Source organism: Sulfurospirillum diekertiae, from assembly GCF_002309535.1.
Taxonomy (GTDB): Bacteria; Campylobacterota; Campylobacteria; order Campylobacterales; family Sulfurospirillaceae; genus Sulfurospirillum; species Sulfurospirillum diekertiae.
In genome coordinates this window covers 90,617-110,113 of sequence record NZ_CP023275.1, presented here as the reverse complement: position 1 = coordinate 110,113, position 19,497 = coordinate 90,617, and the positions used below count along the sequence as shown (strand labels likewise).

General features: G+C 36.5%; 23 protein-coding genes and 1 tRNA gene. 6 read left to right on the top strand and 18 right to left on the bottom strand.

The window, feature by feature from the left end:
- Position 1: 1 nt before the first annotated feature.
- The 5 genes from SJPD1_RS00610 to rpsU form a co-directional block, all read right to left on the bottom strand.
- Entirely contained in the window at positions 2 to 934 is a 933-nt protein-coding gene (locus SJPD1_RS00610; RefSeq protein WP_096045503.1) for a D-2-hydroxyacid dehydrogenase, read from the bottom strand.
- A gap of 3 nt (positions 935 to 937) precedes the next feature.
- Complete coding sequence (locus SJPD1_RS00605) at positions 938 to 2,119, bottom strand: glutathionylspermidine synthase family protein (protein ID WP_096047759.1); 1,182 nt, start codon at positions 2,117 to 2,119, stop codon at positions 938 to 940.
- A gap of 2 nt (positions 2,120 to 2,121) precedes the next feature.
- The gene (locus SJPD1_RS00600) at positions 2,122 to 2,751 is read right to left on the bottom strand and encodes a UPF0323 family lipoprotein (protein ID WP_096045502.1); all 630 of its coding nucleotides are present in this window, start codon (positions 2,749 to 2,751) and stop codon (positions 2,122 to 2,124) included.
- A 5-nt stretch (positions 2,752 to 2,756) separates the two neighbouring features.
- Complete coding sequence (locus SJPD1_RS00595) at positions 2,757 to 3,470, bottom strand: helix-turn-helix domain-containing protein (protein ID WP_096045501.1); 714 nt, start codon at positions 3,468 to 3,470, stop codon at positions 2,757 to 2,759.
- Positions 3,471 to 3,603: 133 nt separating this feature from the next.
- Entirely contained in the window at positions 3,604 to 3,816 is a 213-nt protein-coding gene (gene rpsU / locus SJPD1_RS00590; RefSeq protein ID WP_025343347.1) for a 30S ribosomal protein S21, read from the bottom strand.
- Between the two features lie 201 nt (positions 3,817 to 4,017).
- Between rpsU and SJPD1_RS00585 the strand changes: the two genes are divergently transcribed.
- Positions 4,018 to 4,713 (top strand): recombinase family protein, encoded by a 696-nt coding sequence (locus SJPD1_RS00585; protein ID WP_096045500.1) that lies wholly within the window; start codon positions 4,018 to 4,020, stop codon positions 4,711 to 4,713.
- Positions 4,703 to 6,070, top strand: a complete 1,368-nt coding sequence (ccoG, locus tag SJPD1_RS00580) for a cytochrome c oxidase accessory protein CcoG (RefSeq protein WP_096045499.1) — start codon at positions 4,703 to 4,705, stop codon at positions 6,068 to 6,070. The genes SJPD1_RS00585 and ccoG overlap by 11 nt, the downstream gene beginning before the upstream one ends.
- A 167-nt stretch (positions 6,071 to 6,237) precedes the next feature.
- On the opposite strand, the gene rplT is transcribed toward ccoG, so the two are convergent.
- The 7 genes from rplT to glmM form a co-directional block, all read right to left on the bottom strand.
- Positions 6,238 to 6,591: a 50S ribosomal protein L20 gene (gene rplT / locus SJPD1_RS00575; protein WP_087437415.1), complete on the bottom strand. Its 354-nt coding sequence runs from the start codon at positions 6,589 to 6,591 to the stop codon at positions 6,238 to 6,240.
- A 115-nt stretch (positions 6,592 to 6,706) separates the two neighbouring features.
- Entirely contained in the window at positions 6,707 to 6,901 is a 195-nt protein-coding gene (rpmI, locus tag SJPD1_RS00570) for a 50S ribosomal protein L35 (RefSeq protein ID WP_087437414.1), read from the bottom strand.
- A gap of 128 nt (positions 6,902 to 7,029) precedes the next feature.
- Positions 7,030 to 7,545 (bottom strand): translation initiation factor IF-3, encoded by a 516-nt coding sequence (infC, locus tag SJPD1_RS00565; RefSeq protein WP_088437167.1) that lies wholly within the window; start codon positions 7,543 to 7,545, stop codon positions 7,030 to 7,032.
- Complete coding sequence (gene thrS / locus SJPD1_RS00560) at positions 7,542 to 9,359, bottom strand: threonine--tRNA ligase (protein WP_096045498.1); 1,818 nt, start codon at positions 9,357 to 9,359, stop codon at positions 7,542 to 7,544. Before thrS ends, infC begins: the two co-directional genes overlap by 4 nt.
- A gap of 53 nt (positions 9,360 to 9,412) precedes the next feature.
- Positions 9,413 to 9,488: transfer RNA gene (locus tag SJPD1_RS00555), tRNA-Val, on the bottom strand.
- A gap of 81 nt (positions 9,489 to 9,569) precedes the next feature.
- The gene (lspA, locus tag SJPD1_RS00550) at positions 9,570 to 10,016 is read right to left on the bottom strand and encodes a signal peptidase II (RefSeq protein ID WP_096045497.1); all 447 of its coding nucleotides are present in this window, start codon (positions 10,014 to 10,016) and stop codon (positions 9,570 to 9,572) included.
- Entirely contained in the window at positions 10,009 to 11,349 is a 1,341-nt protein-coding gene (gene glmM, locus SJPD1_RS00545; protein ID WP_096045496.1) for a phosphoglucosamine mutase, read from the bottom strand. The genes lspA and glmM overlap by 8 nt, the downstream gene beginning before the upstream one ends.
- A gap of 343 nt (positions 11,350 to 11,692) precedes the next feature.
- Between glmM and rpsT the strand changes: the two genes are divergently transcribed.
- Together rpsT and prfA are read left to right on the top strand one after the other, a co-directional pair.
- The gene (gene rpsT / locus SJPD1_RS00540) at positions 11,693 to 11,968 is read left to right on the top strand and encodes a 30S ribosomal protein S20 (RefSeq protein WP_025343336.1); all 276 of its coding nucleotides are present in this window, start codon (positions 11,693 to 11,695) and stop codon (positions 11,966 to 11,968) included.
- Between the two features lie 36 nt (positions 11,969 to 12,004).
- On the top strand, positions 12,005 to 13,072 hold the full coding sequence (gene prfA / locus SJPD1_RS00535; protein ID WP_096045495.1) for a peptide chain release factor 1: 1,068 nt from the start codon (positions 12,005 to 12,007) through the stop codon (positions 13,070 to 13,072).
- A gap of 7 nt (positions 13,073 to 13,079) precedes the next feature.
- Here the strand turns inward: prfA and SJPD1_RS00530 are convergent, their stop codons facing one another.
- Genes SJPD1_RS00530 through coaE form a run of 3 tightly spaced genes read right to left on the bottom strand, consistent with a single transcriptional unit; the run spans position 13,080 to position 15,133 of the window.
- Positions 13,080 to 13,799 carry a glucosaminidase domain-containing protein gene (locus tag SJPD1_RS00530; protein ID WP_096045494.1) on the bottom strand — a complete coding sequence of 240 codons (720 nt, stop codon included), beginning with the start codon at positions 13,797 to 13,799 and terminating at the stop codon, positions 13,080 to 13,082.
- 4 nt (positions 13,800 to 13,803) lie between these two features.
- Positions 13,804 to 14,547, bottom strand: coding sequence for a diaminopimelate epimerase (gene dapF / locus SJPD1_RS00525; RefSeq protein WP_096045493.1), 744 nt, complete (start codon positions 14,545 to 14,547; stop codon positions 13,804 to 13,806).
- Positions 14,528 to 15,133, bottom strand: coding sequence for a dephospho-CoA kinase (coaE, locus tag SJPD1_RS00520; protein WP_096045492.1), 606 nt, complete (start codon positions 15,131 to 15,133; stop codon positions 14,528 to 14,530). The genes dapF and coaE overlap by 20 nt, the downstream gene beginning before the upstream one ends.
- 90 nt (positions 15,134 to 15,223) lie before the next feature.
- Between coaE and purM the strand changes: the two genes are divergently transcribed.
- Complete coding sequence (purM, locus tag SJPD1_RS00515; protein ID WP_096045491.1) at positions 15,224 to 16,219, top strand: phosphoribosylformylglycinamidine cyclo-ligase; 996 nt, start codon at positions 15,224 to 15,226, stop codon at positions 16,217 to 16,219.
- The gene (locus SJPD1_RS00510; protein ID WP_096045490.1) at positions 16,219 to 17,007 is read left to right on the top strand and encodes a YdcF family protein; all 789 of its coding nucleotides are present in this window, start codon (positions 16,219 to 16,221) and stop codon (positions 17,005 to 17,007) included. The genes purM and SJPD1_RS00510 overlap by 1 nt, the downstream gene beginning before the upstream one ends.
- Here SJPD1_RS00510 and SJPD1_RS00505 read toward each other — a convergent pair.
- From SJPD1_RS00505 to fliK, 3 genes are read right to left on the bottom strand one after another with little or no spacing between them, the layout of a single operon-like run.
- Positions 17,004 to 17,291 carry an antibiotic biosynthesis monooxygenase family protein gene (locus SJPD1_RS00505; protein WP_096045489.1) on the bottom strand — a complete coding sequence of 96 codons (288 nt, stop codon included), beginning with the start codon at positions 17,289 to 17,291 and terminating at the stop codon, positions 17,004 to 17,006. The genes SJPD1_RS00510 and SJPD1_RS00505 overlap by 4 nt on opposite strands.
- A gap of 29 nt (positions 17,292 to 17,320) precedes the next feature.
- Positions 17,321 to 17,599: an EscU/YscU/HrcU family type III secretion system export apparatus switch protein gene (locus SJPD1_RS00500; protein WP_087437405.1), complete on the bottom strand. Its 279-nt coding sequence runs from the start codon at positions 17,597 to 17,599 to the stop codon at positions 17,321 to 17,323.
- Positions 17,596 to 19,479: a flagellar hook-length control protein FliK gene (gene fliK, locus SJPD1_RS00495; RefSeq protein WP_096045488.1), complete on the bottom strand. Its 1,884-nt coding sequence runs from the start codon at positions 19,477 to 19,479 to the stop codon at positions 17,596 to 17,598. The genes SJPD1_RS00500 and fliK overlap by 4 nt, the downstream gene beginning before the upstream one ends.
- Positions 19,480 to 19,497 lie beyond the last annotated feature (18 nt).

The window sequence follows — 19,497 nt, the reverse complement described above, 5'->3', positions numbered from 1 at the left end:
CTTAGTGTCTTAGATATTCTTTGATATTTTCGCCTACTAAACGCATCAATTCTCGCCTAGCTTCAATGCTCCCCCACGCAATATGGGGCGTAATAATTAAGCGTTCAGGATGCTTTACATGTAAAAGGGGATGATCCTCTATCATGGGCTCAATAGCCAATACATCAAGCCCTACATAAATCTCTTTGGTATCAATAACTTCACGTAAATCATCTTCATTAACGATACCTCCCCGTCCAACATTGACAAGAATAGCACCTTTTTTCATTTGATGGAATTGCTCTTTGGCAATCAAGTTTTTTGTTTTGTCATTTAGTGGTGCATGGATGGAAATCACATCACATGTTTGCATCATCTCTTCTAGGCTAATTTGCGTATAAGGCGTCTCGTAATGTCCTCCGCTAGCGGAGAAATAAACCACCTGCGCGCCAAAAGCAGTCGCAATTTTAGCAACCTCTTTTCCAATCGTCCCTAAACCAATAATACCCCAACGTTTTCCTTTGATTTCCCAAAAAGGACGATCAATATGGGTAAAAATAGAGATTTTGGTCCACTCACCTGACTTGACATACTGATCATAATACTCGCACTGGCTCAAAAGATTGAGCACTAACATGATGGTTGTTTGTGCTACGGATGCCGTGGAATACCCCGCAACATTTTTAACGACAATGCCTTTTTGCTTGGCATAATCTAAATCAACGTTGTTCGTCCCCGTAGCGGTAATGCAAATGAGCTTTAACCCAGGGCAGGCGTCCATCACCACAGAATCGATGATCACTTTATTGGTGAGTATAATTTCAGCATCTCCAATATGTTCAACGCGCTCAAACATCTCGGTCATCGCAAATGTTTCAAATACCCCAAACTGCTCAAAAAGGCTCAAATCAATATCATTTCCCATGGTACTAGCATCTAAAAAAACGATTTTCATCTTTTAATCCTTTATGCGGTGTCCCACAAATTTTGAGAAGTTTTCCATAATGAGCCCTCCTCTTCGAAAGCCAAGCCCACAAGCCTCATAAGCGAAGAAAACCCCCGCTTGATAGGATTCCCCTTCAACGTCTTTTGGAAGTTCCACATACGCTTGATAGATCGGTTTAAAGTTACCGTAATCGCCCTCAACTTTTGCCATAACAGACATGTCTGTATCGTAAATAATCGTGTTAGCACCTTCGCGTCCAAACGCTCTTTTTTCAACCTGTTTTTTGCCCTTGAGTGGCTCATACGATGTCTCTAACAAAAGAGGATGGTTGGGGAAAAGATCCCACAAAATTTTCATAAATGCTTTGCTTTGAAACAGCAGTGTATATGCAGGATTGAGAATAATCGCTTTTTGCTCACGTACAATTTCATCCAGTAAAAGCGCTAAATCACCCTCTTCTATGGCGATGTTTTCCCAAGGAACCAGTTTGAACCAAAATTCAAAATTTTCATCTCCTTTGAAAATACCTTCACTTCCATTAAACCCAACCTCATCAATATACGCAAAATCCGTATGGAATCCTGCTTCATTCGCTGCTGTTTGAAGAAGTCTGGTAGTATTTTCATCTTCAATATTACCTCGAATCGAAGAGAATAAAATCTTCCAACCATCGTAATATTCTGCAAAATCTTCCGTATTACCACCCAGAACCACAAGGCGTTTGAAATTCTCTTTGAGCGCTTCAAAAACGGTATTAAATTGTTTGGCTTCATCCATACCATTGGCCTTAAGCATTGCCCATTGAATAATGGCTGTCTCATACAATGATGTAGGGGTATCGGCATTAAATTCGATGAGTTTAATCGGCTTGCCATCAATGCCCCCTGCAAAATCAAAACGACCATAGAGATGCCAATGCACATCATTAGCCCATGAATTTTTAATGAGCTCTACTAAATTAAAAGGAATATTCAGTTCATGAAAAAGGTTGTTATCAATCACATATTGTCCTGCTTCAACAAACATATCATAAAGGGTGTTTGCCGCTTCATAATAGGCTTCCACTTCAGCAGTACTAACCAACACTAATTCATCGACAACGTACGATGTTTGATCGGCGTCTGTATGCCAATAAAAACCAATTGACTCCAAAAATTCCTTACTTAACGGTTTTATTTTTTCTACATGTAACATCATTAACTTCCTGAACTTGAGGGTACACTTGAGCTTGAAGTACTACTGGATGAACTGCCGCTGCCAGAACTTGAACCAAAAAAGCCACTGCTTTTCGTTGTGCTACTTGTGCTAGAGGTGGACATTGGTTTGTTAAAACTAGTTGTACTGCGAGAATAAGCTTGCGGACTTGAATAATTGGTTGCCCTTTGATTTTGATAGGTTGGATTATTAAAAAGTTTTCCACCTATCCAACTACCAATCATACCTCCAGCAATACTTGAGAGAAGAATACCACCCAAACCCATTTGCCCTGAGTTCATACTTGAATTAGTTAAAGGGGACGTGTTGTTATCAATTTTTTTTGCCTCTTCTTTGACTAAGGCATCTATTTCAGCTTGTGATAAAATCCGCTCGCTTCCATCAGGTTTTCGAACAATAACACGTGTGGTTGAACTTGGATACTCTTCGGCTATTTTATACTCTCCTGTAGCGCTTTCATCAACAATGACAAGTGCTCCTTGTGTTTTTGCTGCATCTGCAAGAGCATTTTTATTCTCATCTTTTTGATCACAGCCTTGCATACTTACAAGAACCATTACACCAATGCCTCCTGCGATCATATAATCTGAAATTTTACGGATATACTGCACGATTTTTACTCTCCTAGAATTTCTTTAAGTTTTTTACCCTTTTTGATAAAAAGTTTGCCATTTTTATCCATAACATCATTCAGTTGACCTATCTTTTTACCAATTTTATCACTGATATGTTGTTTTTCTTTTTTGGAAAATCCTTTTTCTTTGAGATAACTTCTCAAATCTCTCCAATCACTATAAGACTCAAACATATCTTCCACGACCCTATTCTCTTCATCTTCATCTAAAACGTCTGCTTCTTCAAATGAAAAAGGTGTTTGTGAAGCTGTGGTAGCACTAGAAGGAACGATAGTCGTAGGTGTGTTAGTAGATGCTTCATTCCCTGTGTGTGTAATTTGTCGATTGGCTAAAGTCAGAATTGCTTTAAGTTGCTCATCTCTCTCTTTATAGATCATTTCGATTTTTTCTTTTGATTCAATCAACAAACGTTCTTTATCGGCGATGAGACGCTCTTTATCCGCCTCAAGTTTTTCATTTTTAAGTTTCATCTCTTCAAGTTGTACTTTGAGAAGCTCAACATAAGCATTCTCTGCCACATTGTCTATTTTGCGGATCGATGGACCTTCCTTTAGACTACTTTTTGTTAGTAAAATGTACTTGACACCATTTTCAATAATACTTTGCAAGGAACCACGTCGCAAACGATTGTAGATAGCCTCTTTGCTCACGCCTAAAAGCTTTGCTGCCTCAATAACAGTTAGTTTTTTATCCATCTTGATGACCCTTTGCTAACGAAGAGAAATATATTTGTTCTTATGTTATCACAGCTTAGTTTAGTTTAGTTTGAGGAAATTGTTTTGAAGGACAAGAAGAAAAGCCAAGAAGATAACTTCTTGGCTGTGTGTGTTAGAGTCGTGACTCGTAACGGCGAAGCATATAAAGTCTTTTCAACTGTTTTTTGCGAGCACTAATTTTATCTTTTTTGCGTTTTTCTGTTGCTGTTTCATAGAAACGTCTTGCACGCACTTCAGTTACAACTAGGTTACGATCAACTTGTTTTTTAAACTTTCTATACGCTTCGTCAAACGAATCGTTAGGATGTACTTTAATTCCTGGCATACTCTATCCACCACCTTTCTGATGAATTTAAGAATGCATTTTATCTAACTACAATTACATGTAAGCTTAAATCATTTCACTGATTATCTGTATTAATGCTTATAATATAAAAATTGACGATAAAAGCTAATTTTATATTGACTTTATACGTCATTAAATGTATACTTTCAAATAAAACAATGATAAAAAGGTGACATTTTTATGAATATTGTCCTTTTAAAGGCGAGGAGTAATGACTCTTCAATGGTCGTTCAACAGAAACAGATCTTGAAATATGCTCATCATCATGATCTTGAAATCAATACTACTGAGATCGAAAATTCGGATCCGGCATTAGAACTTGAAGAACGTAAAGAGTTCAAAGGCTTCTTGCGATCTCTTTCTAAAAATGATCATATTCTCATCTTTGATCTCTTAACCTTCTCTAACAATGTTGAAGAGTTAGTCAAAATCTTCGAATGTCTACTCACACGTTCCATTTCTATACATATTGCCGATGTCAATACCTGTATTCATGTCGACTCAAAACCTTTAATTTTACTTGATCTTCTTGTTAAACAAAGAGAGCTCAATAAACAACTTGATAAAGAAAAAACGCAAGGAAGGCCAAAAGGTAGAATGTCAAAATCAAAATTTGACGTCCATCGCCCTTATGTCATTGAACTCCTTGAAAAAAACACTTCTATTAGTGAAATTTCAAAAATTTTAAATGTTAGTCGTACGTCATTAAAAGACTATGTAAATTCTAGAGGTCTAAAAGAGCTTGTAAAAGCAAAATTTTCACTTCTTAAATCATCCAAACAACAACCACTCACACTAAAATCTTCTGTTGCGAAAGAGTGTTCACTCATTAAACCACCAGTAGATTACACAGAAGGAACCGTACATGAATTGTAGCAACGATTGTTCAACTCAGCCTACTTATTATAGGTTGAAACGCTATATGAGTTTTGGCATTATTACATTTATATCCCTTGTTTTGCCATTTATCACCATAGAAGGTAAACACTTCTTTTTGCTTAGTTTTGATAAAAAGCAGTTAAACCTTTTCTTTACTGCTTTCGATATGCAAGAACTTTACTTAATGCCTTTTGTCATTATGCTTTTTTTCTTAGGTATCTTTTTTATTACAACTCTCGGGGGTAGAGTTTGGTGTGGTTGGTCATGTCCACAAACGATTTTTAGAGTTATTTTTCGTGATCTTATACAAACCAAACTGTTAGGAATTCGTAAAAATATTCATAATAAACAAAAAGAACCTGAAAATCAGATCGTAAAGCGCTTTATAGCTATCATTATTTGGGCATGTCTAGCGCTTCTCGCAGCATCAAACTTTTTGTGGTATTTCATCCCTCCTGAAGATTTTTTTGTTTACCTTCAACATCCTTTGGATAACACAATTATGTATGGCTTTTTAATAGGCATTACTACTTTTTTGATCTACGATGTCGTTGCACTTAAAGAAAATTTTTGTGTCTATATTTGTCCTTATGCACGTATTCAATCTGCACTTTTTGATGAAAACACCATTCAAACAATTTATGATGTAAAGCGCGGTGGTCAAATCTATGATGCAAAAGGAATGAAGCTTAGTAGCAAACCACCTTTAGCAACCGATGATTGTACAGGATGCGAGGCATGCGTTAGAGTTTGCCCAACGCATATTGACATTCGTAAGGGAATGCAACTAGAGTGTATTAACTGTTTGGAATGTGCAGATGCATGTACCCCTGTTATGGAAAAACTAGGTAAACCTTCTCTCATTACATGGACAAGTTATAATGCAACAGAAAAAGGTGTTAAAACACAATATTTTCGTTTTAGAACCATTGCATATATGGTTGCCCTTAGTATTGCACTTATCGGGCTCTTTGCTATGGGAACTCAAAAAGAGTATATGCTTTTAAATATTAATAGAACTAGCCAACTTTACAAAATGGCAGACGATGGTAAAACAGTTGAAAATGTCTATACATTCTTATTTCAAAATACTGACACTAAAGATCATACATACTATTTTGAAATTTCAAATAAAGATATCAAAATTGATAAACCAAGTGAGCCTTTTTTATTGAAAGCAGGTGAAAAAATGAAGAAAGTTGTTATTCTTAATGCTGCACCAAAAGAGCTAAGAGAAGAAGGCGAAGATTTGCCAATTACAATTAAAGCATATGCTGTTGATGCAAAGGAAAAGATTATTGTTAATCGACATACAATTTTTATCTATCCTAAACGAAGTGATGTTCAGCCTTAAAATACTATTTGTGTATGCAAGATAAGAAGTTTAAATCTTCTCTTGTATACACTTTCTCCTTTTTACAATCTCAAATCCTAGATTTTATATTAATGGAATAAGTTCTGAAAGTATAAGAGGAAATAAGACGATGGCATGCTAACCATTCGTCTTATATGTGGAGTGTATTAAAGCGCTGATTTTGCCTGTTTTACAACAGTTGCAAAGGCTTCAGGGTCATTCATCGCCATATCTGCAAGAATCTTTCTGTCTAAATCAATATTTGCTTTGTTTAGCGCATTGATGAAGCGTGAGTAGCTAATGTCATTAAGTCTGCATGCTGCGTTAATACGTGTGATCCAAAGTCTTCTAAAATCTCTTTTCTTTTGTCTTCTATCACGGAATGCATAAACTAAACTTCTCTCTATTTGCTCTTTTGCTTTTCTAAAGTGTTTTCTTCTTCCACTAAAGAAGCCTCTTGCCATCTTTAAAATTTTCTTGTGACGTCTTCTTCTGACGATACCTGTTTTTACTCTTGCCATGGTGTCTCCTTGACCAAATAAATCAATGTCGGTGTCCCGTCTCGGGAACTTACCCTCATTATGAGGGGAACATTACATGTAGGGTGAATGACTCTTGTCAAAAACTCTTTTTAAACTATGCTTTACAAAGCATTAATTTAATGGACTTCTCATCGCGTGCATCTACAACTTTAGATTCTTTCAAACCACGCATTCTTTTCGTTGGTTTTTTAGTAAGAATATGACTTCTAAAGGCTGCGCCTCTTTTAATCTTGCTCTTACCTACTCTAAAACGCTTAGCGGCACCGCGTACCGTTTTCATTTTCGGCATGCATACTCCTTATATTTATTCTAAAATCTAAATGAGGAAATATCCCCTCTAGCGTTAGAAAACGGCTATAATAGCTTAATTTTCCTTAGAGAGGATTAAAATAAAGAAAAGTTACGACGAGTTATAGGTTATTTTTTAGGAGTAACCAACATATTAATATAACGACCTTCAAGCTTTGGCGTTTTTTCACGCTCAGCAATATCTTCCAACATTGGCCAAAGACTTTCTAAAACCTGCTCTCCAATCTCTGGATTAGACATCTCTCGCCCTTTTAAGAATACCCTAAAACGTACGTGTTTGCCCTCTTCCAAAAACTCTCGAGCATGTTTGATTTTATAATTAACATCATTAGCAGCAATTTTTACAGAAAGCTTGATCTCTTTGATCTCAATAATTTTCTGATTTTTACGTGCTTCTTTCAGTTTTTTTTCTTGTTGGTATTTGAACTTACCATAGTTCATAATTTTGCAAACCGGGGGCTTTGCATCAGGTGCGATTAAAACGAGATCTAGTCCTAGCTCATCCGCTTTTGCAAGAGCCTCTTTTCTGGTAATAATGCCATATTGTGTACCATCATCACCAACACATCTTACCTCAGCTGCCCTGATCTCGTCGTTCAGTATGACATCTTTGTCTTTACTCAAAAGTGTACCTCACTAAGTTTCTCCTTCATTTTTGATATTAATGCTTCTTTTGTCAAATTATACTGTGTTCTTTCGCGTCTATCTCTTACGGCAACACTTTGTCCTTCAACTTCGGCATCACCAATGACCAAAATCATTGGCACGCGCATCGTTTCTGCATTGCGAATGCGTTTATTGAGGCTCTCATTTTTGGAAGAGACTTCTACATCAATTTCTTCAGCCATAAGTTCATTTGCTAATGTTTTAGCATAAGCCAAATGTGCATCTGAGATTGGAATAATCACGGCTTGCGTTGGTGCAAGGAAGAATGGAAATTCTCCCGATGTATGTTCAATCAAAATACCAATAAAACGCTCAAATGAACCCAAAATTGCACGATGTAGCATGACTGGACGTGCATGTTCATTGTTTGCATCAATGTAGGAAATATCAAAACGCTCTGGCAAATTAAAATCAACTTGAATGGTTCCACATTGCCATTTACGTTTAAGCGCATCGGTAATCTTAATGTCAATTTTAGGGCCATAAAAAGCTCCACCACCTTCATCAATGCCATAATGAATGCCGTTTTCATCAAGTGCATTCTTTAAGCCTTCCGTTGCTGCCTCCCAGTATTTTTCATCACCAATTGATTTCTCAGGGCGAGTCGAAATTTCCATCTCATACTTAAATCCAAATGTTTTCATAATAGAATCGACAAAACTTAAAATTTCTATAACATTTTCTTTAATTTGATCCGGTGTACAGAAAATGTGAGCATCATCTTGAGTAAATTCACGCACGCGGAATAGCCCATGGAGTACACCGCTTTTTTCATGACGATGTACAACACCGTATTCAAAAAATTTAAGTGGTAAATCACGGTAACTTCTCACTTCACTTTGAAATACTTTAATATGCCCTAAACAGTTCATTGGTTTAATGCCATATTCAGACTCATCAATGACAGTGAAATACATATTCTCACCATAATTCTGGTAATGACCACTAATTTTCCATGCATCAGATTTTAGAAGTTCTGGCCCTCTTACAGGTAAATAACCTCGCTTGCGATGTGCTTTAAAAAGGAGTTGTTCCAACTTACTTCTTAATTTACCACCATTGGGTAACCAAATTGGAAGACCTGCACCTACTTCATCATCAAAGGTAAAGAGCTTAAGTTCATTACCGATTTTGCGATGATCTCTCTTTTTTGCTTCTTCAATCATAGTAATATAATCTTTGAGGCTCTCTTTATCTGCAAAAGCTATACCGTAAATACGTGTTAGCATTTCACGTTTCTCATCACCACCAAGATAGGCACCTGCAACTTTAATCAGTTTAAAAAATCTAAGATATTTAGTATTGGGAACGTGAGGTCCACGGCATAAATCTTCAAAATCCCCTTGTTTATAAATAGATACTTCACCATCAGGAATTCTTAGCAAAACTTCTTGTTTAAGATTGTCATGTTCAAAGCGTTTAATAACAGCCGCTTTAGTTGTATAAATCTTCTCAATTGGCAATTTAGCAGTAGCAAGCTCTGCCATCTTTTTTTCAATCTCTTTAAGATCAGCATCGCCAATCTTTTCATTGACACGAAAATCATAATAAAAACCGTCTTCAATGACAGGTCCAACAAAAAATTGTGCATCTTTATATAAAGCTTTAATCGCTTGAGCCATTAAATGGGCACATGAGTGGCGGATTATTTCAAGAGCATCTTTTGAATTATCAAATAAGATTTTGTCTTCGTAAGTCTTTGAGGAGGCAGCAGCAGTTTGGGTGTCAATGACGAGAGCACCTTCTTTATAGGCTATAACATCATTCATCATAATAAGATCCTTTTACTTGTATGAACTCCCAAACAGACGGGAGAACAAAAATATGGTGGCCACGAGAGGATTCGAACCTCCGACCACTACCATGTCAAGGTAGTGCTCTACCAACTGAGCTACGCGACCACACAATTTAAGAGCTGAGATTATACCAAAAAAAAATAAAAATGCAACTATTTTCATAACAGTAGGAGATAAATAGAGCATTTAACCTTCTTTTTTGCTTTTCCAAGAATAATATAAAATTAGAATTACTCCAAAATCAATCATCACATCGGCAAAATTGAAAACAGCAAATTCAAAACCATAATGCCAGAAGAAATAATCTACAACACCACCATGAATAAAGCGATCGTAAATATTACTCAGTGCTGCACCTGAAATAATCCCTATAGAAAAACTATAGTTTCGAAGAATGTCTTTATAAAATAACAGATAAATACCTAAACCACCAACTAAAAGTAGCTGGATATACTTTAGATACTCTTCTAAAAAGGCAAACATTGAAAACGCTACACCTTTATTGTAAGTCAAAATCAATGAAAAAAAACTCCCTTCCCAACGGAAGCCTTCTAAGAAAAAAGTTTTAATCAATTGATCTACAAAAAAAATACAACATAATGAAGTAACAAAAACAATCCATCTTTTATTCATTCAGGGCACTTTTAAAAAATTTGACTGTTTTTTCCATACGATCTTCAAGAAGCTTTTCATCTTGACCTTCAAGCAAAATACGTAATAAATTTTCTGTTCCTGAGTAACGAATAAGAACTCGGATTTTTTTGCTTTCTAGCTCGGCCACTAATTTATCATAGCCTTTTAGTTCAGAAAGAGGAATTTTGTTATCGACTTTAATGTTTTGTTGAAGTTGAGGATAAAGCTCAAAAGGACTAAATAGTTTACTCACTTTTTGTTTTTCTGTGAGCATACAGTGCATAACAGCAAGAGCAGCTACTAACGCATCACCAGTTTTAGCAAAATCAGATAAAATAATATGCCCACTTTGCTCACCTCCAAAGTTGATTTTTTCCCTATATAGGGTTTCTAAAACATTTTTATCCCCTACATCACAGCGATAGGTTTTTATACCTGATTTATTAAGATAATCTTCTAACGCCTGATTGCTCATAACAGTAACACAGACACCTTTGTTAGTCAGCCTATTTTGACTTTGTAAAAAAGTGGCAATTTTTCCTATAAGCTTATCACCATGTATAGGATTTCCGTTCTCGTCGACAACCACTAAACGATCGGCATCACCATCAAAAGCAAAACCTAAATCTGCACGAAGACGTCGTACTTCTTCTCCCAGTTCTTCAGGATGTAATGCTCCGCAGTTAAGATTAATATTACTACCATTAGGCTCATCATTGATCATAATAACATCAGCACCAAGCTCATTAAAAATAGTTGGTGCAACTTTGTAAGCCGCACCATTGGCCGTATCAAGAACTATGCGCAATCCTTTAAGCGTTAACGTTTTAGGAAAAGAATTCTTGATTTGTACAATGTAACGGCCAATCACATCATCAACTCTTTTGGAACGGCCAATATCAAATTCCATTTTTTGATTTGCTTCAATTAACGCATCATCATAATAAATCTTTTCAATGGCTGCTTCTTCTGTCTCACCTAGTTTATTACCAAATGAGTCGAAAAATTTAATCCCATTATCAAAATAGGGATTATGTGATGCGCTAATCATGATACCTGCATCACAACGCATATCTTCCGTTAAAAAAGCAATCGCAGGAGTTGGCATCGGACCAATTTGTCTTACATCGTAACCAACGGCTGTTAAGCCTGAGACGATTGCATTTTCAATCATATAACCACTTCGCCTCGTATCTTTACCTACTAAAATTTTATTCGTAATAGAATTTTTACGAAAATAGATACCTGCCGCCATCGCCAAACGCATCGCCATAAAAGCACTTAGTTTTTTTCCAGCTTTACCTCTAACCCCATCGGTTCCAAAAAGTTTCATTGTTTTTCCTAATGTTATCTATACATTCAATCAATCTATATATACTTATGAAATTGTAACAAAACTTTTCTAATCTTTACATGTAAAAAGGTATGCCTCCCATTTTCTACAGTTATCTATATTTACTTAGTGTCAAAAATCAATCATTGACATACCCTATACATAACAATAAAAAATTATTTTAAAAGAGAACTAATGAATATATCGTTATATTATTAATTAAAAATTGATCAACCTACGCAAAACAATGCCTTTTTTATTTTAAATTGCCCTTAAAATAAGTTGTATTTAATATTTATTTTTATATAATCTACGCCTAAATTTAAAAACGAAAGGCTTATCTATGGCAAACCACAAGTCAGCAGAAAAGCGTATTAGACAAACAAAAAAACGCACTGAAAGAAATAGATTTTATAAAACTAGAATCAAAAATCTAACACGTGCTGTAAGAGAAGCTGTAGAAGCAGGTGATCAAGCAGCAGCTGAAGTTGCGTTGAAAAATGTGAATAAAAACTTTCATTCTTATGCAGGCAAAGGTATTTTAACTAAAAATACAGCTGCTCGCCGTGTAAGCAGATTGTCACAACTCGTTAATACGCTAGGTAGTGTTGCTGCATAACTTGCGGCAACTCCCTCTTTATTTTAGTTCCCATCCATGTTGAAAGATAAATTACTCCCATTTCTCGAACGTTATAATGAGCTCTCTACACTTTTAAGTGATCCTAATATCGCTACAGATATTAAGAAAATGACAGCGCTTTCCAAAGAACAGTCAGGATTAGAGAAAATCAAAGATAAAACACTTGAATATCTTTCAACACTTGATCAAATTGAAGAAAATAAACTTCTCTTCGATGATGAAGAGCTCGGTGAACTTGCAAAAGACGAACTTCGGATTCTTGAACCTCGCAAAGAAGAGATTGAAGAAGAGATTAAACTTCTCTTGCTTCCTACAGATCCCAATGATGAACGCAATATCTTTTTAGAAATTCGCGCTGGTACCGGTGGAGATGAAGCCGCTATTTTTGTATCAGACCTTTTTAAATCTTATCTTCGCTACGCTGAAAATCGTGGTTGGAAAGTTGAAATTGTCTCACTCAGTGAAGGTGTACTGAATGGCTATAAAGAGGTTATCGCGCTTATTAAAGGGCAGGGTGCTTTTTCACGTCTTAAATATGAAGGTGGCGTTCACAGAGTTCAACGTGTTCCTCTTACTGAGTCACAGGGCAGAGTACACACTTCAGCAGTTACAGTTGCGGTTATGCCTGAAGTTGATGATGTTGAGATCGAGATACTCGAAAAAGATTTGAAAGTTGATGTTATGAGGTCTTCTGGAAACGGTGGACAATCAGTCAATACAACCGACAGTGCCGTAAGAATTACCCACTTACCTACAGGTCTTGTGGTGGTTAATCAAGATGGTAAATCACAGCATAAAAACAAAGATGCTGCAATGAAAGTGCTCAAAGCAAAACTTTATGATATGCAGATGCAAGAACGCAATGCTAAAGAGAGTGAAGCACGAAAAACACAAGTTGGATCAGGCGATAGAAGTGCTCGTATTCGTACCTACAACTATCCACAAAATCGTATTACTGACCATAGAGTAGGGCTTACATTGTATCGTTTGGATGCTATTATGGAAGGTGGTTTTTATGATGAAATTATCGACCCTATTATTACACATTACCAAACAGAGCTTATGAAAGAAGCAAACCTTTAAAAACAATCTATTTATCGTAGATAAGAAGATTGTTTTGATCAATCATCTCCTTAATCATTTTGATATATTCCTCTTTGAGCTCAGAATAATTACTCATCGTTTTAGAAGCTTCCATACCTCCAAAGTTTTTCCCATTATTTCTTGATTGCAGTCTCTTTTCTCTAAATGTGATATAAGCATCATTCGTATTAAGATTTAGCATATAAGAATTCACTGATTTTTGCAATGAACCAAAAATACGAATCATATGTGTTTTACCTATTGCTCTGTTTTGGGGCATCAAACCAACACCTGAATAAGACCAGTGACCAAAAAGATTATTGGCCTCTTTTGCAAATCGACTTTTCCCCCAACCACTTTCCAATGCAGCTTGTGATAGGGCTAAAGAGGTAGGAATCACATCAATACGTTTAAAATACTCATCTCGATCAAAAAGTGATTCGATGCCGTATTTATTACGCAAAGAGATGAGATAACCTACATTTTGTTGATTGAGTCCACGAAAGGCACCAGGAACAGCTTTTGCAAAAAAATTGGTAATGAATTCTCGATCTTTTATAATCTCATCATTACCCTTATCCACAAGCACTTTCATCTGGCGGATAAATTCCTCTTTTTGCTTTGGGCCATCTTCAATTTGGTAATATTCAGAAGATAAACCTCCCGCGTATAGTGCTCCATTGAAAAGCAAGCAGGAGGCGATAAAAAGAGTAGAGAAAAATTTCACGAATTTAAAGTTCCAACACCGTTTCAAAGACTTTTTGCACCCTTCCTTTGAAAAAAAGTCTTTGATTTTCAATCCGTAAATTTAACTCTTCTCCACTAATAGGATAGACTTTTGCACTTGCTTCTATGAGTTTCTGGCGATAAGCACTGTAGAAACATGCTGCCATCCCAGTACCGCAAGCAAGTGTTTCATCTTCCACCCCTCGCTCATAAGTTCTTACATGTAAAGTATTTTCCTTAAGCATTGCATAATTCACATTGGCATTATACTTATAGCGCATTTGACGTGCAATCACTTTATCAAAGCATGCAGTATCATCAACAAAAGTTACCAGATGAGGTACTCCCGTATCGCAAAAATGCCATGTTAAACCATTTTCATCAAATGACTCACTGAGCACTTGAGGTGTTGTGAGTTCTGTTTCAACAACATCATTTTCTACCAGAGAAGTTATGACTCCAGCCCCTGTTAGAAAGCGCATAGAAGCGCCTGCTAATTGGTTAGTAAAGGCATAGTGAGCGCATGCGCGTGTGCCGTTCCCGCACATAGAAGCAACACTCCCATCATTATTGTAAAATTGCCATTTAAAATCATATTCAGGATGGGGTAGCAACACAATTAAGCCATCTGCACCCACACCTTTTTGTCTGTCACATAACTGTTGCGCCAATCCACTTCGATCAACCTCAACAAAGGTATGAAAAATAATAAAATCATTGCCATTGGCATTATATTTTGCAATTTGCATACGTACCCCGTACAAATTTAATAAATTTTTCGATCTCACTCTCTAGAAATTTCATATCAAAAGAGTTATTGATGAGAAAATCGGCTAAGATTTTCTTCTCTTCAATGCTAATTTGAGCATCGATTCGTTTTTGTGCTTCTTCTTTACTAAAATCTTCTCGAATCATTAATCGTTTTCGTTGCACTTCAACAGGAGCATACACGACCGTCACCAATTTACAAGCATACCCATCACTTTCAAAATAGAGTGGAATGTCGATGATATAAGGTGTTTTCTTCTCTTCTAACTGGTCGCATTGCTTGAAAATCTCTTGTCGAATCAGCGGGTGCAAAAAAGCATTGAGCTTTTCACGCTCCTTCTTATCGTTAAAAATCAGTGCACCAAGTGCTTTGCGATCAATTGATCCATCACGAATAACACGATCTCCAAAAAGGGTTTCAACCTCTTTTACATGTAAAGGTAAAACCTCTTTCGCGATTACGTCTGCATCGATCACTTCAAATCCATGCGACTTTAGCATCGACGAAACAGTACTTTTGCCTGTGGCTATCCCACCTGTTAAAACAATTGCATGTTCATACGCCATTTAATCCTAATACCTTTAACTATTTTTATAACGATTTTAACATAGTTTTGTTAAAATCTATTAAACAATAACCTCACTAAAGGCATATCCATGAGCACAGTCAGCTACAAAGACGCTGGTGTCGATATAGACGCGGGAAACCAATTTGTCGAAAATATAAAACCACTGGTCAAATCCACTTTTGATAAAAATGTCATTGGAGGTATTGGTTCATTCGCCGGAGCATATGAGTTGCCATCAGGGTATCAAAAACCTGTCATTCTAGGTGCAACCGATGGCGTTGGAACTAAGCTCAAACTTGCTATTGATTCTAGTATTTATGATACCGTAGGCATTGATTTAGTTGCAATGTGTGCAAACGATCTTATCTGTAACTTTGGTACGCCACTTTTCTTCCTCGACTACTACGCCATGAGTAAACTAGAAATTGATGCTGCGGTAAGCATTGTTAAAGGTATTGCAGAGGGTTGTATTCAAGCGGAATGTTCACTCATCGGTGGGGAAACAGCTGAAATGCCAGGAATGTACCACAGTAAAGATTTTGATCTTGCTGGTTTTGCAGTAGGCATTGCTGAAAAAGATGAGATGAATCGTCTTCCACACGTAAAAGCTGGAGACATTTTAATTGCGCTTCCAAGCTCAGGTGTTCACTCTAACGGTTTTTCATTGGTACGTAAACTCTTCTTTGACAAACTATGCTACACCTTCGATACTGAATTTGATGGTAAACCGCTTATCGAAACACTTTTAACACCAACACGCATCTATGTGAAACTCTTTAAAGCGCTTAAATCCAAGATCAACGCTTTAGCGCACATCACGGGTGGTGGCATCGTTGAGAACCTTCCTCGCGTTCTTCCTGAAGGGCTCCAAGCACACGTCTACAAATCAAAGATCAAAACACTTCCTGTCTTTGACTTTATGAGTCAATACGTTGAAGAGAGTGAAATGCACCGTACGTTCAACATGGGAGTAGGAATGATCCTCGTTGTCAGTCCTGAAAATGTCAATGATGTCCTTGCGAACAGTGACGGCTATGTGATTGGCGAGCTTAAAGTTGGCCCTAAAAGTGCCGTTATGCTCTAATGAGTAGCGTTTACTTTCTCTCAAAACTCTTTACATACCTGGTTTTACCACCAGGTATTTTTATTGTCTTCTTTTTACTGGCCTCATTTTATGCCAAACGTTTTCGTCTCTTTTTTCTTGTCAATGCTATCATTTTCTATCTTTTGAGTACCACCTATGTTGCCGATTGGCTTCTTACCCCCTTAGAAGCACCTTTTAATAAACCACTTGAAAAACAGTCATCTGTAGATGCCGTTATTGTCTTAGGTGGTGGCAATACCAAAGGAGTAGCAAATTTACCCCTAAGTACCGATGCCTACAAGCGTATGATGTGGGGATTAATGATTGCAAAATCAAATAATTTACCTCTTTTATTTAGTGGTGGAGGAACTAGTAAAGAGTATTTGGAGAGTGATGCGTTTTTAGATAGCCTCAAAGAGCTCAAACTTTATTTAGAAATTCCAACACCTACATCTAAAAGCCTTAATACCAAAGAGTTCTCTTTACATGTAGAAGATAAGAGCATTGATACATACCAAAATGCAGAGCTGAGTAAAGCTGCATTTGAGAAAACAGGGCTAAAAGAACCAACGATCTATCTTGTCACCTCTGCATATCATATGAGGCGTTCTATTCGTCTCTATGAGCACTTTGGGTTTAAAGTTATCCCTGCTGCAACCAACTTTAAAATCAATGCCAAAATAAAAGATGAGTGGGACTATCTTCCAAATGCGCATGCTTTTTATAAAAGCTATGTGGCACTACATGAATACGTGGGACTATTTAGCTTAAGATTTAGAGGAATTTAAAACCGATATTCGTGTTTAACTTCGACGATTTGAACACTATAAGAGCTATACCATCGCTTTTGACCGAGTTCTTGAGCGATGAGATGCTCAGCATTTTCTTTCCACATTTTAATTGCCATTTCACTTTCCCAATATGAGATAGCGACCTCTTGATTACCTTCACAAACCGCTATAAAATCTAAACAACCATAGGTTTCAAAAGCTAATTTTCTTAATTTGTTTGCCATTGTGTTATATTCATTATCAGTTTCTTTCACCGTTGCTCTAAAAATAACAGCAAACATGAGTATCTCCTCTTCTTTACATGTAAAGATTATTTTCGTTTATCATTCGTGATTTTATAGATAAAACTAAAAACTTCGGCAACTGCTTTATACAACATTGGTGGAATCTCTTTATTAATCTCTATTTTTGAGAGAAGCTCAACCAAATCAGCATCTTTTTTAATAAATATATCATGTTCTTGGGCTAATTTGATAATATTATTGGCGACTTCACCTTTACCGGAAGCAACCACTTTTGGTGCAGCACTTTTTTCACGATCGTACTTAAGGGCAACGGCTTTTTGTGTTTTTGGAGTTGGCGTATTCATATGGTTATATTGATCCCGAATTGAAGTTTTTCACCACTAAAATAATCATTTTTGACTGTACTCACATCTTTGTATTCAAGCATTTTGACATTACCTGTTATCAATCCAACTTCATTAAATGCTTGCTTAAGATTATTTAATTGCTGTGTTATTTTTTCGCTTAACTCTTTTTTTTGTACCGCAATGGAGATATCAATATATTTCTCTCCGGAGAGTACCAACATCATATTGAGCTTGCCATAGGCTTCAAGATCAAGATCAATTTGGCAGTGAAAATTATTGTCGCTGGATTGTTTCATCATCATAGAACCGCCTTGAAGCCCATTCCAGCTAAAAGGCACATATAAATGCGTAGAACTACTCACATAGGAAACTAACTGATGGTACTCTATTTGCGTTAGGAGACGATTGGTAATTTCCAATGCTTCCTTATTTTGAGGTGATGTTTGAAGATTGTCACTAAGCTTGGTCAACACACCTTTCATATCACTCAGCAACTCTACATCCGTTGGATCAAGTGAGAGTTTTTGTGCAATCGCTTTACCAACAAAAAGCTCTGGTTTGATCAGCCCATGAATTTTTTGTTCTAAAACGGTGCTCTTATCAACAAAATCGGACTGTTGAATACTTTTAGGATCAAGAATCTCGATTTGTTGCTTAATACGATTAACAACCATTTTTAAGGCTTCCTCTGTCGTCTCGGGAGCTTTAGTAACACTACTATTCATCACTGCTGTTGCTACCGCAGAAGAGAGTAACGTACTCTCTGTTTTAAGTAACACTTCCTTTGATGAAGTCGGGTCATCTATCCCATCTACAGTATTTCCCATTAACCGTTTTTCTATAGGTTGCCCCATATCTTCTGCTTTTATAACACTAGGTTGAGGAGGTATTTTTAAAGCTCCTTCATCCTTTGAAACATTAAGCGGTGTTACTAACAATTCACTTGAGGGGAGGGCAACGCTGTTAGTTTCCTTTAAAAAACTTTCTTTTGTAAGTAATTGGTCAATCTGAGGTTGTAGATCATCAAGCTGAAGAGCACTGAGATTTTCTTTGAGCATCTCTAAAATAACTTTGACCTGCGTACTAAAGTTTTCTTCAACCTTCATATCTAGTGGATAATTCTCAACTTTAGAAGCAATTAAATCCATCTGTTTAATGGCATAATCAAGCTTTTGAACATTTTGATACACTTCTTTAAAAACAGAAGTACCCTCAGAGGAAAGTTCCTGTTTGACACTTTGGCGAAAAAGATCAAGAAGTGCTTTAAGGTTTGTTTGTCCCTCTTTAGAAGAGATATCTTGCGTTGAATTTAAATGATCCATAATGACATTGATCTCTTTTAAAAGTGGAATGACCGCCTTTGTATTGGTTTGACTGAAGTGCGCTTGAAGATCAGAAGTCAACGTCTGAATCGTATCTAGAACTCCTTTTTGAGTTACACTATTGGATAATTTTGATTCAAAAAAGATTCCAGAGTTTTGAATTTGTTCTTGTAACATTTTCACATCTATCTGTTCAATATTTTTTGAAAATAACTGCAAAAGAGCTAACGGTTTTGCAATGGTTGAGTCCATCTTAACAAGAGAACTTAGATTTTTAATATCTTCTGCAAAATTCCCCATATTTTTGAAAAGCTGATTGTTCTGTAATATCTCAAAAATAGCACTTTTAGATTTAGCTTCACTCACAGCACTTCCAAGCAATTGGCCAATGACTTCTTGGGCATTATTAGGCGTTGTCGTAGTTTTTTGGGCTGTAATCGAAAGAGGGATATCCGCACTCTCTTGAATAATTTTTGTGGCATTTTCTTTGGCAATCGCTTTTGGATCAAGGGTTTGCAGTTGATTTGCAAGAAGAGAAGTAGTAGAAATATCCATTACAATATCCCTATCATG